Consider the following 14,690-nt stretch of genomic DNA (forward strand, 5'->3'; position numbering starts at 1 on the left):
TAGCGACCACAGTGACCGAGTCTCCGCAGTCCCCCGATTCACCAGTCGACGCCACCCCGCAGCACCGCTACACCGCGGAGCTTGCCGGCCAGATCGAGCAGCGCTGGCAGGACCGCTGGAGCGAGGAGGGCACGTTCAACGCGCCCAATCCGGTCGGTCCGCTGTCCTCCCCCGACGGCGTGCCCGCCGACAAGCTCTTCGTTCAGGACATGTTCCCGTACCCCTCGGGTTCGGGTCTGCACGTCGGGCACCCGCTCGGCTACATCGCCACCGACGTCTTTGCGCGCTTCCATCGCATGCACGGCCACAACGTCCTGCACACCCTCGGCTACGACGCCTTCGGTCTGCCGGCCGAGCAGTACGCCGTGCAGACGGGAACCCACCCGCGCACGACAACCGAGGCGAACATCGCCAACATGAAGCGTCAGCTCCGACGCCTGGGCCTTGGCCACGACGAGCGTCGTAGCTTGGCGACGACGGACGTCGACTTCTACCACTGGACGCAGTGGATCTTCCTGCAGATCCATGGCGCGTGGTACGACAAGGCTGCCGGCAAGGCGCGTCGTATCTCCGAGTTGGAAGCCGAGTTCGAGTCCGGCGAGCGCGCGGTAGAGGACGGCCGCGACTGGGCTTCGCTGGACGTCGCCGAGAAGGCCAAGATTGTGGACTCGTACCGCCTTGTGTACCAGTCCGATTCGATGGTCAACTGGTGCCCCGGCCTGGGTACCGTGCTGGCCAACGAAGAGGTTACCGCCGACGGTCGTAGTGACCGCGGCAACTTCCCCGTCTTCCGCAAGCACCTCAAGCAGTGGATGATGCGCATCACCGCGTACTCCGACCGCCTGGTCGACGATCTCGAGTACCTGGATTGGCCGGACAAGGTCAAGGCCATGCAGCGCAACTGGATCGGCCGCTCGTACGGCGCCGAGGTTACCTTTGCGGCCGGCGACTACGGCATCGATGTGTTCACGACGCGTCCCGATACGCTTTTCGGTGCCACGTACGTGACACTGGCTCCCGAGCATGATCTGGTCGACAAGCTGGTTGCCGACGAATGGCCAGAAGGCGTCGACGCGCGCTGGACCGGCGGCGCCACCACTCCTGCGGAAGCTGTTGCAGCATACCGTAAGTCGATCGCTGCGAAGACGGATCTCGAACGTCAGGAGAACAAGGAGAAGACCGGTGTCTTCCTCGGCTCCTACGCGATCAACCCCGTCAACGGCCACAAGGTCCCGGTTTTCATCGCCGACTACGTTCTGACCGGCTACGGCACCGGCGCGATCATGGCCGTTCCGGGACACGATCACCGTGACTGGGAGTTCGCCAACGCCTTCGGCCTCGATATCGTCGAAGTTATTGCCGGCGGCAATGTTTCGGAGGCCGCATACTCCGGCGACGGCGCACTGGTCAACTCCGACTACCTCGACGGTCTGGACGTGGCGGAGGCCAAGGCCACCGTCATCAGCAAGCTCGAGGAGTCCGGCCACGGCAAGGGCACCATCCAGTACAAGCTGCGCGACTGGCTCTTCGCGCGTCAGCGTTACTGGGGCGAGCCTTTCCCGATCGTGTACGACGCTGCCGGAAACGCGCATGCACTGCCGGATTCGGCTCTGCCCGTGGTTCTTCCGGAGGTCGAGGACTACGCACCCGTGTCCTTCGATCCGGACGACGCCAACTCCGAGCCCTCTCCCCCGCTCAACAAGGCAACCGACTGGGTCAACGTCGAACTCGACCTCGGCGACGGCCTGCAGACCTACCACCGCGACACCAACGTCATGCCGCAGTGGGCGGGCAGCTCGTGGTACCAGCTGCGCTACATCGACCCCACCAACCAGGACACGTTCTGTGATCCGCAGAACGAGGCCTACTGGACCGGCCCGCGTCCGGAGCTGCACGGCCCCAATGACCCCGGTGGAGTCGACCTGTACGTCGGCGGCGTCGAGCACGCAGTGCTGCACCTGCTGTACTCGCGGTTCTGGCACAAGGTGCTCTTCGACCTGGGCTACGTGTCCTCGAGCGAGCCGTACCGTCGCCTCTACAACCAGGGCTACATCCAGGCATTCGCGTACACCGATGCCCGCGGCGTCTACGTGCCCGCCGAAGAGGTTGTCGAGCGGGACGGCAAGTACTTCTACGAGGGCGCCGAGGTCAACCGTGAGTACGGCAAGATGGGCAAGAGCCTGAAGAATGCCGTTGCGCCGGACGAGATTTGCGCCGAATTCGGTGCAGACACTCTCCGCGTCTACGAGATGTCGATGGGTCCGCTGGACACCTCGCGTCCCTGGGCGACCAAGGATGTCGTCGGTGCTTCGCGATTCCTGCAGCGCGTGTGGCGTGTTGTCATCGACGAGGAGTCGGGCAAGCCCCGTGTCACCGACGACGCTCCGGGCGAAGAGACGCTTCGTGCCCTCAACAAGGCCATCGCCGGTGTCAGCGAGGATTACACCGCGCTGCGCGACAACACGGCGGCCGCCAAGCTGATCGAGTACAACAACCACCTCACCAAGGCCTTCCCCGGTGGCGCTCCGCGCTCCGCCGTCGAACCGCTGGTGCTGATGCTCGCTCCCCTGGCTCCGCACCTCTCGGAGGAGCTGTGGTCTCGCCTGGGTCATACGGAATCGCTTGCACATGGGCCCTTCCCGGCCGTTGAGGAGAAGTGGCTCGTCGAAGACACCGTCGAGTACCCGATCCAGGTCAACGGCAAGGTACGTAGCCGTATCAGCGTTCCGGCCGACGCGGATCGCAAGGCCGTCGAGGAGATCGCGCTGGCCGACGAGAAGATCGTTGCCCTGCTCGAGGGCAATGCACCCCGCAAGGTGATCGTCGTGCCGGGCAAGATGGTGAATATCGTTCTGTAGGCGCTCTGCGCACGTGCGCCGTTCCGGTAGTTACCGCTACCGAAACGGCGCACAGTCGTCTGTGGGGGTCGCCGCGCCTGCTGGTCAGTCGTTGTCCTGATTGTCCCGCTCCGCGGAACATGCCGTAGCGCTCGATGGACGCGAGGTCTGTGATGCAGATAACACGTTACCGAGGTCGGTAGCGCTCGTTCCACTGCACTTCCCGGCAAGGCCCCCGTCGACCCTATTCGACAGGGGGTCAATCGAACTCGCAGGTGTCCCGAAAGGATCTCCAGCCATGGCGTCTGATGTCCACAGCTCCGGTTCGTCCCCTCATCTGTCCGAACCGACATCGAATCCGGAGCGGTGGACGCCGCGACTGGTGTTCTCGCTGGCGTCGATCGTTCTACTGCTCGAAATGCTCGCGGTGAGCTACATGATGATTTCCACTGCGCTGCCTGCAATTTCGGTGCACTATCAAACGACGCAGGGAGCCTGGCTGCTGACGTCGTTCCTGCTACTGGGCGCGGTCGCGTCTCCGCTGCTGGGCAAGCTTGCAGACATGTACGGCAAGCGAAAGATCCTGCTCCTGGCGGTCGCGGGTGCGGCAGTCGGATCCTTCATCTCGGCGATAGCGCCGAGTTATGCCGTCCTGATTCTGGGCCGCTCGCTGACGGGTCTGCTCGTGCCATGCCTGTTCCTGAGCTACTCACTCATCCGAGACGTGTTTCCGCCGAAAACTGTTGCGCTGGCAGTCAGTATTGCAACCTCCGGCATGGGCCTGATCGCTATCCCGGCGCCGTTCCTCACCGGTTGGTTGATCGATAATCACGGTTTCCGGAGCATCTTCTGGTTCTTCGTCGTCGGGTTGGTCATTCTCGGCGGAATGATCTTTGCTTCGACGGCGGAGTCTGCTGTGCGACTGCGCTCGTCGGTTGACTTGATCGGCGCTGTGCTCCTCGGATCCGGCATCGCAGGAATTCTTGTGGGCGTCAGCTTCGGCCCGACCTGGGGGTGGAAGAACGGTTCGACGCTGGCCTATCTGATCGGTGGTGTCGCACTGTTGGTGGCCTGGGTTGCCTCCGCTCGCGCTATCCGTGAGCCGCTGATCGACCTGCGCTACTTCGGCAAGCGTTCGGTGATGCTGACGGCGGTCGGTGCCGGGTTCTGCTACGGCGCCTCGGGCGTATTCACGATTCTGCTGCCGATGATGGTCATGACCCCCGCAGTTCTCGGGCTGGGATACGGATTCGGTGTCACGGCAGAGGGATTCGCGATCTTCCAGGCGCCTATCGGCGGCATGGTCGTGGTCGGCGGTTTGATCGTCGGCATCCTCGTGGGCCGCAACATTCGGCCTCGTCTGTTGATGATCATCGGAATGTTGCTGATGGCAGTCGGATTCACCCTGACGGCGACCATTCACGACAACAAGCCGCTGCTTATCATCTTTGCCGGAATCTTCGGTGCCGGTATGGGTATGGGCTACGCCTCGATTCCGAACCTGCTTATCGAAGCGGTTCCGCCGCAGTTGCAGGCGAGTACGGCAAGTATGGTCGCCGTTTTCCAGAGTATCTTCCCCGCAGTGCTTCCCGTCATCGCCTTCACGGTTTTGAACTCGCACATTGCGATGGCGATGGAGGGTGCTGTGTTCTACACCGACGAAGGGATGCGCATTGCATTCCTGATCGGTGCTGCAGCGGCAGTTCTCGGTGCGATCGCAGCGATTTTCCTTCCGCGTCGGATCGTCCAGATCGGCGCCGAAGACGGTGCGGCGCACGAGACGCCCCTTCTGCCTGCTCACTGAGGGCCATCGGCCCCGTGCGCCGTTTGGTAGTTCCCACTACCAAACGGCGCACAGGTCGGATCCTTGCTATGTTGAGTCGCGCACGGGGGTGCTCGACAGCATAAGTGGGGGTTCATGGTGTTGCAGGTCGATATCGATGCTCTTCGTTCATTTGCAAAGGCTCTCCATTCCATTGCCTCGCAGACTTTGGGCGTCGGGGGGACGATCTGACGACGCATTGGCGGGGTGACGGTGGTTCGGCGGCATCCATCCGGGCGATAGCAGAGCGACTTTCTGCCAGCCACGTCGAATCGGCGGTGACTGCGATCGCCGGAGTGTATTCAAGTTTCGGGAAGCAACTGTCGCAGACGAAGGAAGCTCTTGCCTCGGTCGTCGACGATGCTGTCGCCGGAGCCGCGATGAATGTCACCGACGACGGGTATGTACACGCCCCCGAGGTTTCGGGTGGAAACGCGGTGGCTGTGGCGATCCTTCAAGGCTCGCTCAACGGAAAAGCGGCCTGGTTTCAGCAGCGAATCCAGGAGCTTCTGCGTCGAGCGGCATACGACGACGGTCGAGCAACCTCGGCAATTCGAGAGGCCGTTTCCGAGCTGGATCTTCTTCGGCGAGATCCCAATGGCGGCCGGCTGAGTCAGCAGGTCAGTGACATCGTCCGCGGTGTGACGGAGTTGTCCGGTGAACCGGGTGCATTGCATGAACTGTGGGCGAACCTCTCGCCTGCCGAGAAGGACGCGCTCTTCGACTGGGATCATTCGATCGGCAATCGTGACGGCATACCGCAGATCGATCGAGATCACTACAACCGAGCGCATCTCCAGGAGTTGCGTGACGCAGCCCGACAACGGCTCGATCTGTTGATGTCCGCGCACGGCGCCGTCAGCGACGAAAAATCCTGGTCGAAGCAGATCGATACGATTCGTGCCGAGATTGCCGGCTATGACAATGTCGACGCGCAATTGTCCGCAGGTTCCGAGCGGCCACGATTCCTCTCCTTGATCGACGGCAACGGGCATGCAGTGATTGCGCTCGAGAATCCAGACGTGGCCGATACGGTGACCACATTCGTACCGGGTACCGGTGCAAATCTCGGGGACGTCGCGACAGGAGTCTCGCGTGCCGAAGCAATGAAGGATGCTGCGGTGGCGGCCGATCCGTACAAGGTTCATTCAGTTGTTGCGTGGTACGGGTACGACGCACCGCAGAGTGTTACCTCCGATGCGACCAAATCTGTTTTCGCGGAGGACGCTGCGCCCAAGTTGGATCGTTTCCAGGAGGGGCTGCGAACGACTCACGAGGGTCAGCCGTCGTTGAACACCATGATCGGCCATAGTTACGGAACTACGGTCATTGGTCATGCCGCAAGCGGTGAACACACACTCGACGCAGATCGATTGGTATTGGTTGGTAGTCCGGGAATTGGTGTGGACAAGGCGTCGGAGCTGAATCTGACCGGCGTTTCTTCGAAAGAGACCTCCGATCACGTGTACTCGACTACTGCCAAGAATGATCCGATTCGCCTTACTCCCAACTTTATTCACGGTCCACAACCGGTATCGAATTACGGGTGGGGGCACTCTTTTGATTCCGGCGGGGTGTCAGGGCCGTGGTATACGTTGGGGTGGAACGTAGATTCGCACGGTGGGTACTGGGACCCTGGGAATGCCGGGCTGTAAACGATGGGGCAGATCATTGCCGGTGTCGAGGTGGGCGATGAGTGACCGTGTGAAAATGCTTGCAGTCTGCCTCGGAATGTTGATTACATTGGCCGGCTGCGCGAAGGAACTTGACATCGACGGGAGAGCCGATATGGCCGGCGTATCAGTGAACAGTAGTTTGACCGAACCTCTTGCACGCCAGGCTATTATCAAATATTTGAGCGACACTTTGACTCGGACTTCGAAAGATGTGGCGTTGTCTCGTCAGCATCCGCAAGCATCCAGCGGGTTATTCGGCAATGGAACTGTTCTGCCTTGCATCGACGACGACACGATCGAGAACAGGCCACTGAACGTCATCGTCAAGTACTGGATCGTCGGTATTCCGGGGGGCAAGTCGACCGAATACTTCGACATCTTTGTCCGTGCCTGGCAGGGCCTCGGATTCAAGACATTGGTAGCCGAAGGAGGGCTCCGATCGGTGAGCGCTCGCTCATCCGACGACTATGCATTCGACCTCTCTGAAAATACCAAGGGAGATTTGATCATCAGTGTCTCGTCTCCGTGTTTCCCGGCGGGTGCCGTCGGTGGAGATCCCTTCCCGCTCGATATCGCTAATCCGAATCAGTGAAAGGTAAAACCTTTGACCGCAGGCAATTTCGACGATATCGGTGTGAAGGTTCGGCGAGCGCAGGAGGCCCTCGATCGGGTGGTCGGGCGGGCATCGGATCGGGCAGTCGAAGTCGAGGTCGATGCCAAAGGCCACCTTGGCCGGCTGAGATTGACGGACGCGGCGTTGGCGGCGGGCCCCGACCTTCTTGCCGACCGGATTGTCCAGATGTACATAGCGGCAGTTCGCGATGCTCGTCCGCAAGTCGATGCAGCATTGGCCGAAGTCACTTCTGACCCTCAGATGTCTGCGATCACGAGTTTCGTCGATCGGGTAGCGCCTGCCGGTGAGGTGCCGACACCGGTAGCGCTCACCGCTGAGCACGATCCGCCCGTGTGGGGCGATTCGTTTCTCAGGCCTGCTATGACCAGTCGCCCGCGTGCGCAGTTTTGATAGTTGCCACTACCAAAACGGAGCACAGGGCGGAACCCTGGGTTATCCTCAGAATTAGAACTTGTTCTAACTACGAGGGGTAGATCATGGCACCGTCAGCAGAGGTAATCCGCAAGACCGTCGACGCCTACATCGAGACAGTTGCCACGGGCACTGCCGCCCAGGTTGTCGCCCTGTATGCCGAGGGTGCGACGGTCGAAGACCCGGTTGGTACCGACGTCCGCACCACCCGCGAGTCCATTCTCGAGTTCTACTCGGTGATCGAGAACTTCGACCAGGAAGCTCACCTTCACACCCTCCGCATTGCCGGAAACGAAGCAGCATTCCACTTCTCGCTGATCACCAAACTCGGCGAGCAGACGCTGACCATCGCACCCATCGACGTCATGACCTTCGACGACGACGGCAAGATCCTTTCGATGCGAGCGTTCTGGAACCAGGAAGACATGATCACCGGCTGACATGACGGTCAGGACGATTGACGTCGACGGATTTCGTTGGCAGGTAAACGATTCAGGATCAGGACCAACTGTCGTGATGTGCCACGGCTTTCCCGGCCTCGGGTACAGCTATCGGCATCAGTCGGCAGCGTTGGCGGAAGCGGGCTTTCGGGCGATTGCGCTCGACATGCCCGGTTACGGCGGAACCACCCGCCCGGATTCCGTCGACGAGTACACCAACGACGCGGTTGCCGCCCGCATGATCGCCCTGCTCGACGCTCTCGGAATCGACAAAGCCGTGTTCGTCGGTCACGATTTCGGGGCGCCGGCCGCGTGGACCACCGCTCTGCGCTACCCGGATCGTGTTGCGGGACTGGTCTCGTTGGCGGTTCCCTATGCACCGGACCGGTTTCCGGCCAAGCCGTCGACCATCTACGCCGCTATGGCGCGCAAACACTTTCTGCATATCCACTACTTCCAAGAACCGGGTGTGGCAGAGCGTGAGCTGGACGCCCATCCGCGCGAATTCCTGCAGCGACTCTTTCACGCGTTGTCCGGCGCCTACCGATATCTCGATGTCTGGGATCACCCGTCCGAGGGAAACGGCTACTTGGACGTACTTCCCGAGGCGCCGGCGTTGCCGTGGTCGTGGCTCACCGAAGAGGACTTCGATGTTTACGTAAAGACTTTTGCTGCAACAGGATTTACCGGTGGATTGAACTGGTACCGGGCGTACGACGCCAACTGGGCGCGCAATGCAGATCTGGACGGCGCGCACATCGAAGTTCCGACGCTCTTCATCGCCGGCGCCGAGGATCCGGTCATCACGATGAGCGGTCCCCAAGCGCTGGACCGTATGAAGAACACTGTGCCTGACTTGCGGGGGGTGCATCTTCTGGGCGGTGCCGGGCACTTCGTGCAGCAGGAGTGCGCGGATGAGGTCAATGAACTTTTGATCTCGTTCCTTCAGGGTCTCTAGGCGAAATCAGGCAGAAGGTCTAGCGTTGCCCAGATGCGGACCAGGATCTTCGATCGCGGTATTCGGGTAGGTATCACCGGCGCTCTGGTTGCCGGTTCGCTTCTGGCGCTGGGGGTGTCCGGCGCCGAGGCCGCTCCCCTCTGTCCGGGATCGTCACCTGCGATTCTCAGCGCGCAAATTCCGGGAGCCGCCCTGGAGGGCGTCACCGTGGACGGACAAGGACGCCTGTACGCAACAGATTTGGTGAGCGGGCGCATCTTTCGTGTCGACGGCCCTGGTCAGGCGGCTGTTCCGATTGCGACGGTTCCCGGCGGTGCGGGTGCGTTGGCCTGGGATACGGACGGCTCGTTGCTCGTGGGGACCGGAGCAAACGTGAGCGTGCTGATCGGGGATCTGACGCGAGCGGCGTCGGTGGCGCGGGTCGATGTGAACTCAGGCGCCGTGACACCCATCGCCGGGGGTCTGAGCGCTGCAAACGGCCTTGCCGTTGCACACGACGGAACGATTTATGCCACCAACGATTTCGGCTCGCTGATCGGAAAGGTCAGCCCAGGTGGCGGCGTCGACCCGGCGTGGGCGACGTTCCCGAGTGCTAACGGCGCCGCGCTGAGTTCCGACAATCGGTGGCTCTACGTCTCGCGTACGTTCGCCAATCCGGGGGTGAGCCGCATCTCCGTCGACAATCCGTCCTATTCTGAGTCGCTGGTCGATCTCGGAGGACTCGAAACATTCTCTGCTCCAGATGGTTTGACGTTGGATTCACGAGACCGTGCCATCGTGCCCACGGACATCAGTGGTGAGGTGTGGCGCATCGACGGTCCGGGTCAGTACTGCGCACTCACCACCGGATTGCAGGCATCGAGCGTGTTGACCTACGGGCGCAGCAATTCCGGATTTGCGGCCGGGCATCTTTATCGTGCTGGTTTCGACGGGCGGATCTACGAGATTCCGGCGGGCTTCGATGCGGGTGCGGAGGCGGCGACGCCGTAATTCGCGACTTCTCGACTACCGCTGCCGGGAGTGCCCAAATCGGCCATACTGGTCTGCATGGCGGAAACGAGTGCGATCGACGAGGCCGAGAGAGCCGGGACAAACCTGCCTGCGGTACCCCAACCACTGCTGACGCCGCTCACGGAAGCTGCTATCTTCCTGGTTTTCACCATCGACGAGGGTGGTGAGCAGGCAGTTCACGACGTGCTGGCGGATATTTCCGGCCTGCAGCGATCCATCGGATTCCGGGTTCCCGCCGGTGGCTTGGCCACGGTGGTCGGCATCGGTTCGGACGCGTGGGACCGACTCTTCGACGGCCCGCGGCCTGCGGAATTGCACCCGTTTGTCGAGTTGACCGGTGACAAGCACCACGCCCCGCGCACGCCAGGGGATCTGCTGTTCCACATTCGGGCCCGTCAGATGGATCTGTGCTTCGAGTTCGCTTCGGTCGTGACAACGAGGTTGGCGGGGGCAGCATCCGTGATCGACGAGGTGCACGGATTCAAGTACTTCGAGCAGCGCGACCTGATGGGATTCGTGGACGGCACCGAGAACCCGTCCGGGCAGGATGCTTACGTCGCTGTCACTGTCGGCGACGAGGATCCCGAGTTCGTGGGGAGCAGTTACGTCATCGTCCAGAAGTATCTTCACGACATGTCGGAGTGGAACGCACTGCCCGTCGAGGAGCAGGAGAACGTCATCGGACGCTCCAAGCTCGAAGATCTCGAGATGGACGACGACACCAAACCTGCCAACGCGCATACCGCCCTCACCGTGATCGAGGACGAATCCGGTGAGCAGATTCAGATTCTGCGTGACAACATGCCGTTCGGTCATGTCGGCTCGGCGGAGATGGGCACGTACTTCATCGGTTACTCGGCCTCGCCGACGGTCACCGAGCAGATGCTCCGCAACATGTTCATCGGGAATCCCGTCGGCAACTACGACCGCATTCTCGATTTCTCGACTGCCGTCACCGGAATCAATTTCTTCGTTCCGACGGCGGATTTTCTCGACGCTCCCCCGGGTCTGCCATCCAGGCTTGTTCCCGAAGCGACGTTCGCAGCGCCCACCTCTGACGGTTCTCTCGGAATCGGCAGCCTCAAAAGGAGTGACCGGCAATGACAAACCTGCACCGCGACTTAGCACCCATTTCGGCAGCCGCCTGGGCCGAGATCGAAGAAGAGGCCAGCCGCACCTTCAAGCGTCACGTCGCCGGCCGCCGGGTTGTCGACGTCGAGGGGCCGTCGGGTGACGATCTTGCCTGTGTTGCGTTGGGTCATCAGGTTCCGATCAGTTCACTCGCTGACGGGGTGATCGCACACGCTCGCCAGTCGCAGCCGATCATCGAACTGCGGGTGCCGTTCACCGTCAGCCGCCAGGCAATCGACGACGTCGAGCGTGGCGCAAAGGATTCGGATTGGCAGCCCGTCAAGGATGCCGCGCAGAAGATCGCGTTTGCCGAGGATCGGGCCGTGTTCGAGGGATACCCGGCCGCGAACATCACGGGTGTGCGCGCGAGTGGTTCCAACCCGGAACTCGAGCTGCCCGCCGACGCCAAGGACTACCCGGAGGCCATCAGCCAGGCCCTCACGGCGTTGCGTCTGGCCGGTGTCAACGGCCCGTATTCGTTGCTGCTCAACGCAGATGCGTTCACGCAGATCAACGAAACCTCCGACCACGGCTACCCGATTCGCGAGCACATCAGGCGGGTGCTCGACGGCGACATCATCTGGGCTCCGGCAATCGACGGTGCATTCCTGATGTCCACGCGCGGTGGCGATTACGAGTTGCATATCGGGCAGGATCTGTCGATCGGCTATCTGTCACACGACGCGGAATCGGTGGAACTGTACTTCCAGGAGTCGATGACCTTCCTCATGTACACCAGTGAAGCTGTTGTGTCACTGACCTGATAGCCGCCGATACCAGGGCAGGCGAGGCAGTTCGCCGGTGCCTTGGAGATGGGCGACAAAAGCCTGGGCGTCCGCCTGAGACGACGTCTTCGGCCGTTCATCCGCCCACGCTGTGAACAACGCGAGATAACGATCGCCGAGAGTGTGGCGCACCATCGGAAGGTGGTGCGCCACTTCGCCGGCACGCTTGCGGATCAGAGCCGCTGAGACCACGGCAGCGTCCTCGGTGTCGAAACCCGGCGGCAGTTCACCGCCCGCGACCAGGGCGCGCACCAGAGCTTCTTGACGCGCTGCGAGGCTGCTCATGTGCGTGACCAGTCAGTGTTCGCGGTGATGCGGCGGAGTCCGGCAGCATCGGATATGGCGTCCAGTTCGCTAAGAAGTTGGTGTGCTGGTGGGTAATTGCCGTCTCGCTCGAGCATGATCGCGGGGTGGTGCCCGGCCGCTGTGAATTGCGCGAGCAGTTCCACGACCTGATCGGGAACGGGATCGGTGTGAGTGTCGTGGTATTTTCCGTCGTGCACACTGCCGCCGGCGATATGGCAATACGCTATGTGCTCCAGGGGTAGTCGGCATAATTCCGACCACGGATCGAGCTTCCGATTGAGCGCGTTTGCGTACACATTCGCGATATCGAGGACCAAGCGAACCCCGGTGCGTTCGATCAGTTCCGCCAGAAATTCACCTTCGGTGAGTTCGTCGTCCGGCCAGTCGAAGAGTGCCGCGATGTTCTCCACCGCGAGTGGCACGGGAATGCTCTCCTGAACTTGGGTGATGTTGCGTGTCAGGACATCGAGGGCCTCGTAGGTCCGGGGAACCGGCAGTAGGTGCCCCGCTTCGATGCCGCCGGCGCGGACAAACGCGATGTGCTCACTGACCATCGGCACGGCGTGCAGCCCTGCTACTTGGGCCAGGTGCTCGACGCGTCGAGGCTCGAGCGATTCTGCGCCGCCCAGCGACAGGGAAATGCCGTGTGGGATAACCGGAACAGCGAGACGTTCCAGTTCGGGCGGTAGCGAACTGCCGAGGGATTCGGCGATCACTTCACAGAATGCAAGGTCTTCCAGTTGGGCGATGATCCCGGAGATCTCGGGGCGCCATCCGATTCCCATGCCGCGGAGAGTCATCCCCCGCACCCTCCGCCGCCGCCGCAACTACTGCCACCGCCACTGCCGCCATCCGAACTCGAGGACGAGCCGCAACTGTGAGAACTCGATCCGCCGCCCGGACTGTAGGCGGCGCCCGCTGCAACAGCGCCTGCCAAGGCCGGATCGATCAGAACCAGTGCGCCGGAACCGAACAGAGCTGCCGACAACCCGGCGAGAGAAGGCCCGTAGCTGGTGAACGAGGGCCGCTGTTTCGGTGAGAGATACGAGTTCTCGTGCTTGAGTCGGCGCAACTCGCTCTCGCCCAGCGCCGTGAGTCGACGATTGATGCGTAACAACGGAATCAGTGCTGCAAGCGCGATGATTGTCAGGAGCAGGAATCCGACGGGCTTGCCACCGGCCAGGCCGAAGATCAACCGGACTACGCCGATGCCGATCACCGCGACCAGTGGGGTGGTCCGCAAGAGTGCGGCGAGGCCACTCTGCGGGCGCTGCAAGTACCCGGCATTGATCAGTGACGTGCGGAGTTGGGCGAGGGCGATGTTCATCCGCCCGAGCAGGCGCACTTGGCGTAGCGGTACCTTGCCGCGGCCGAGTCGCTCGTGGAGAGTGCGGGTGAACCAGTCCAGGCGGCTCTTGTCCGCTTGGTTCAGTTCTCGTCTGGCTTTCCCGGCGCTGGTGATCATGTCGGCGCTGCGCAGAATTGCCATCGACGCGAGGACTGCTTGGTAGTCACTGGTCAGGGCGCCGACTTCGGGTGGTGTCAGAGGCGCACGGACGGCGTCGACAACTATTGGCGATCGCCGGGCCAGGATTCGGCTGTAGAGAGAAAGCCCAACAGCGACTGCGGCGGCGACGAGGTACCACTGCAGGAAGGTCTGGCTGGGGATTCCCCAGGTGTCGGCTGCGTAGGTGTTCATCCTCCCCACCCCCCGCTGTCGGTCAGGATGCCCATTTCTGCCGGCGTCAGTGGGCGTGCGATCGCCAATGCGCCGTGAGTTGCGGCGACGTATCGCGCGCGGCAGGGTTCAGTGGAAAATCCCCGCTTATCCGTATGATTATTCATTGCGCTCCACCTTTCAACGTCCTTGTCCTACAACTGATGTCAGTATCGGGGCGCGTTGCGAGAAAGCGATAGCGAGGAGTCGATCGTCACCATTCCGTTACCGTCGAGCTGGCGTTTTACCGGCCGGTAGGTCGGAGAACGATCTCCGTGGGGTGAGCGTCGGCGGGAGTTTCGACGGCAGTGCGAACGGCTCGTGCCACGGTGGAGGCCTTCAGGAAGTTGCTCGGGTCGTAGCTCCCTCCCTCCTCGGCAACAATGTCGCGCTGCATATCGGTGTCGATTCGGCCGGGGTGAATCGACGTCACGCGCAGCGACGGTTCCTCGAGCCGCAATGCGTCGCCGAACGCCCGCAGCGCAAACTTGCTGGCTGCATACGATCCCCAGCCCGCGTTGGCACGCAGTCCGGCTCCGGAGTTGATGAGCACCACGTGACCGCTGCCGGCACGCAGAGCGGGGAGCAGTACGCGAGTCAGTTCGGCTACGGCGATGACATTTGCCTCGAACGTGCGCCGCCACTGATCGACGGAGGATTCCTCGATGGTCCCGAGATCTGCGATACCGGCATTGTGGACCAGGACATTCAGCTGATTCGTGGGAACGGATGCTGCGACGGCGTCGTAGTCGGTGAGGTCGACGGGCCACGGCGTGGAACCGGGCAGCTCGGCGGAGATCGCCTCGAGGGAAGCCGCAGAACGGGCGCCGAGCACCAGGTCGTGTGTCGGTGCGAGTTCGCGCGCTATGGCAGCTCCGAGGCCGCGGCTGGAACCGGTGATCAAGGCAGTAGGACGCATGGGCCGAGCTTAACGACTCCTAATTGTTCGGGTACCCGAACTT

General features: G+C 62.0%; 15 protein-coding genes. 10 read left to right on the forward strand and 5 right to left on the reverse strand.

Features of this window, described 5'->3' with window-relative positions:
• Window positions 1–11 precede the first annotated feature (11 nt).
• The 10 genes from leuS (at window position 12) to ACFRFQ_RS13080 (ending at window position 11,684) form a co-directional block, all read left to right on the forward strand.
• Complete coding sequence (leuS, locus tag ACFRFQ_RS13035; RefSeq protein ID WP_378657860.1) at window positions 12–2,858, forward strand: leucine--tRNA ligase; 2,847 nt, start codon at window positions 12–14, stop codon at window positions 2,856–2,858.
• Window positions 2,859–3,135: 277 nt separating this feature from the next.
• Window positions 3,136–4,641, forward strand: coding sequence for an MFS transporter (locus ACFRFQ_RS13040; RefSeq protein ID WP_378657863.1), 1,506 nt, complete (start codon window positions 3,136–3,138; stop codon window positions 4,639–4,641).
• Between the two features lie 296 nt (window positions 4,642–4,937).
• Entirely contained in the window at window positions 4,938–6,314 is a 1,377-nt protein-coding gene (locus ACFRFQ_RS13045) for an alpha/beta hydrolase (RefSeq protein ID WP_378657867.1), read from the forward strand.
• A 37-nt stretch (window positions 6,315–6,351) separates the two neighbouring features.
• Complete coding sequence (locus ACFRFQ_RS13050; RefSeq protein WP_378657870.1) at window positions 6,352–6,927, forward strand: hypothetical protein; 576 nt, start codon at window positions 6,352–6,354, stop codon at window positions 6,925–6,927.
• A 12-nt stretch (window positions 6,928–6,939) separates the two neighbouring features.
• Entirely contained in the window at window positions 6,940–7,359 is a 420-nt protein-coding gene (locus ACFRFQ_RS13055) for a YbaB/EbfC family nucleoid-associated protein (protein WP_378657873.1), read from the forward strand.
• A gap of 86 nt (window positions 7,360–7,445) precedes the next feature.
• A complete protein-coding gene (locus ACFRFQ_RS13060) occupies window positions 7,446–7,820 on the forward strand; it encodes a nuclear transport factor 2 family protein (protein ID WP_378657878.1) in 375 nt (124 codons plus the stop codon).
• A gap of 1 nt (window position 7,821) precedes the next feature.
• Entirely contained in the window at window positions 7,822–8,778 is a 957-nt protein-coding gene (locus ACFRFQ_RS13065) for an alpha/beta fold hydrolase (protein WP_378657881.1), read from the forward strand.
• Between the two features lie 33 nt (window positions 8,779–8,811).
• Window positions 8,812–9,768: an SMP-30/gluconolactonase/LRE family protein gene (locus tag ACFRFQ_RS13070; protein ID WP_378657884.1), complete on the forward strand. Its 957-nt coding sequence runs from the start codon at window positions 8,812–8,814 to the stop codon at window positions 9,766–9,768.
• Window positions 9,769–9,825: 57 nt separating this feature from the next.
• Window positions 9,826–10,893: a Dyp-type peroxidase gene (locus ACFRFQ_RS13075; RefSeq protein WP_378657887.1), complete on the forward strand. Its 1,068-nt coding sequence runs from the start codon at window positions 9,826–9,828 to the stop codon at window positions 10,891–10,893.
• A complete protein-coding gene (locus ACFRFQ_RS13080; protein WP_378657890.1) occupies window positions 10,890–11,684 on the forward strand; it encodes a family 1 encapsulin nanocompartment shell protein in 795 nt (264 codons plus the stop codon). The genes ACFRFQ_RS13075 and ACFRFQ_RS13080 overlap by 4 nt, the downstream gene beginning before the upstream one ends.
• On the opposite strand, the gene ACFRFQ_RS13085 is transcribed toward ACFRFQ_RS13080, so the two are convergent.
• The 5 genes from ACFRFQ_RS13085 to ACFRFQ_RS13105 form a co-directional block, all read right to left on the reverse strand.
• On the reverse strand, window positions 11,673–11,990 hold the full coding sequence (locus tag ACFRFQ_RS13085) for a hypothetical protein (RefSeq protein WP_378657893.1): 318 nt from the start codon (window positions 11,988–11,990) through the stop codon (window positions 11,673–11,675). The genes ACFRFQ_RS13080 and ACFRFQ_RS13085 overlap by 12 nt on opposite strands.
• Window positions 11,987–12,811: a DUF692 domain-containing protein gene (locus tag ACFRFQ_RS13090; protein WP_378657896.1), complete on the reverse strand. Its 825-nt coding sequence runs from the start codon at window positions 12,809–12,811 to the stop codon at window positions 11,987–11,989. Before ACFRFQ_RS13090 ends, ACFRFQ_RS13085 begins: the two co-directional genes overlap by 4 nt.
• Window positions 12,808–13,710, reverse strand: coding sequence for a TIGR04222 domain-containing membrane protein (locus ACFRFQ_RS13095; RefSeq protein WP_378657899.1), 903 nt, complete (start codon window positions 13,708–13,710; stop codon window positions 12,808–12,810). The genes ACFRFQ_RS13090 and ACFRFQ_RS13095 overlap by 4 nt, the downstream gene beginning before the upstream one ends.
• Window positions 13,707–13,856 carry a hypothetical protein gene (locus tag ACFRFQ_RS13100; protein ID WP_185993359.1) on the reverse strand — a complete coding sequence of 50 codons (150 nt, stop codon included), beginning with the start codon at window positions 13,854–13,856 and terminating at the stop codon, window positions 13,707–13,709. Before ACFRFQ_RS13100 ends, ACFRFQ_RS13095 begins: the two co-directional genes overlap by 4 nt.
• 116 nt (window positions 13,857–13,972) lie before the next feature.
• A complete protein-coding gene (locus tag ACFRFQ_RS13105; RefSeq protein ID WP_378657902.1) occupies window positions 13,973–14,647 on the reverse strand; it encodes an SDR family oxidoreductase in 675 nt (224 codons plus the stop codon).
• Window positions 14,648–14,690: the final 43 nt, after the last annotated feature.

Source organism: Rhodococcus sp. NPDC056743 (assembly GCF_042790355.1).
Classification (GTDB): domain Bacteria; phylum Actinomycetota; class Actinomycetes; order Mycobacteriales; family Mycobacteriaceae; genus Rhodococcus_F.

Excerpts from the sequence above, each read along its gene's own strand:
- ACFRFQ_RS13090 (WP_378657896.1), bottom strand. The coding sequence starts at position 12,811 with ATGACTCTCCGCGGCATGGGAATCGGATGGCGCCCCGAGATCTCCGGG.
- ACFRFQ_RS13075 (WP_378657887.1), top strand. The coding sequence starts at position 9,826 with ATGGCGGAAACGAGTGCGATCGACGAGGCCGAGAGAGCCGGGACAAAC.
- ACFRFQ_RS13095 (WP_378657899.1), bottom strand. The coding sequence starts at position 13,710 with ATGAACACCTACGCAGCCGACACCTGGGGAATCCCCAGCCAGACCTTC.
- ACFRFQ_RS13065 (WP_378657881.1), top strand. The coding sequence starts at position 7,822 with ATGACGGTCAGGACGATTGACGTCGACGGATTTCGTTGGCAGGTAAAC.
- ACFRFQ_RS13080 (WP_378657890.1), top strand. The coding sequence starts at position 10,890 with ATGACAAACCTGCACCGCGACTTAGCACCCATTTCGGCAGCCGCCTGG.
- ACFRFQ_RS13060 (WP_378657878.1), top strand. The coding sequence starts at position 7,446 with ATGGCACCGTCAGCAGAGGTAATCCGCAAGACCGTCGACGCCTACATC.
- ACFRFQ_RS13105 (WP_378657902.1), bottom strand. The coding sequence starts at position 14,647 with ATGCGTCCTACTGCCTTGATCACCGGTTCCAGCCGCGGCCTCGGAGCT.
- ACFRFQ_RS13070 (WP_378657884.1), top strand. The coding sequence starts at position 8,812 with ATGCGGACCAGGATCTTCGATCGCGGTATTCGGGTAGGTATCACCGGC.
- ACFRFQ_RS13050 (WP_378657870.1), top strand. The coding sequence starts at position 6,352 with ATGAGTGACCGTGTGAAAATGCTTGCAGTCTGCCTCGGAATGTTGATT.
- ACFRFQ_RS13100 (WP_185993359.1), bottom strand. The coding sequence starts at position 13,856 with ATGAATAATCATACGGATAAGCGGGGATTTTCCACTGAACCCTGCCGC.
- ACFRFQ_RS13085 (WP_378657893.1), bottom strand. The coding sequence starts at position 11,990 with ATGAGCAGCCTCGCAGCGCGTCAAGAAGCTCTGGTGCGCGCCCTGGTC.
- ACFRFQ_RS13040 (WP_378657863.1), top strand. The coding sequence starts at position 3,136 with ATGGCGTCTGATGTCCACAGCTCCGGTTCGTCCCCTCATCTGTCCGAA.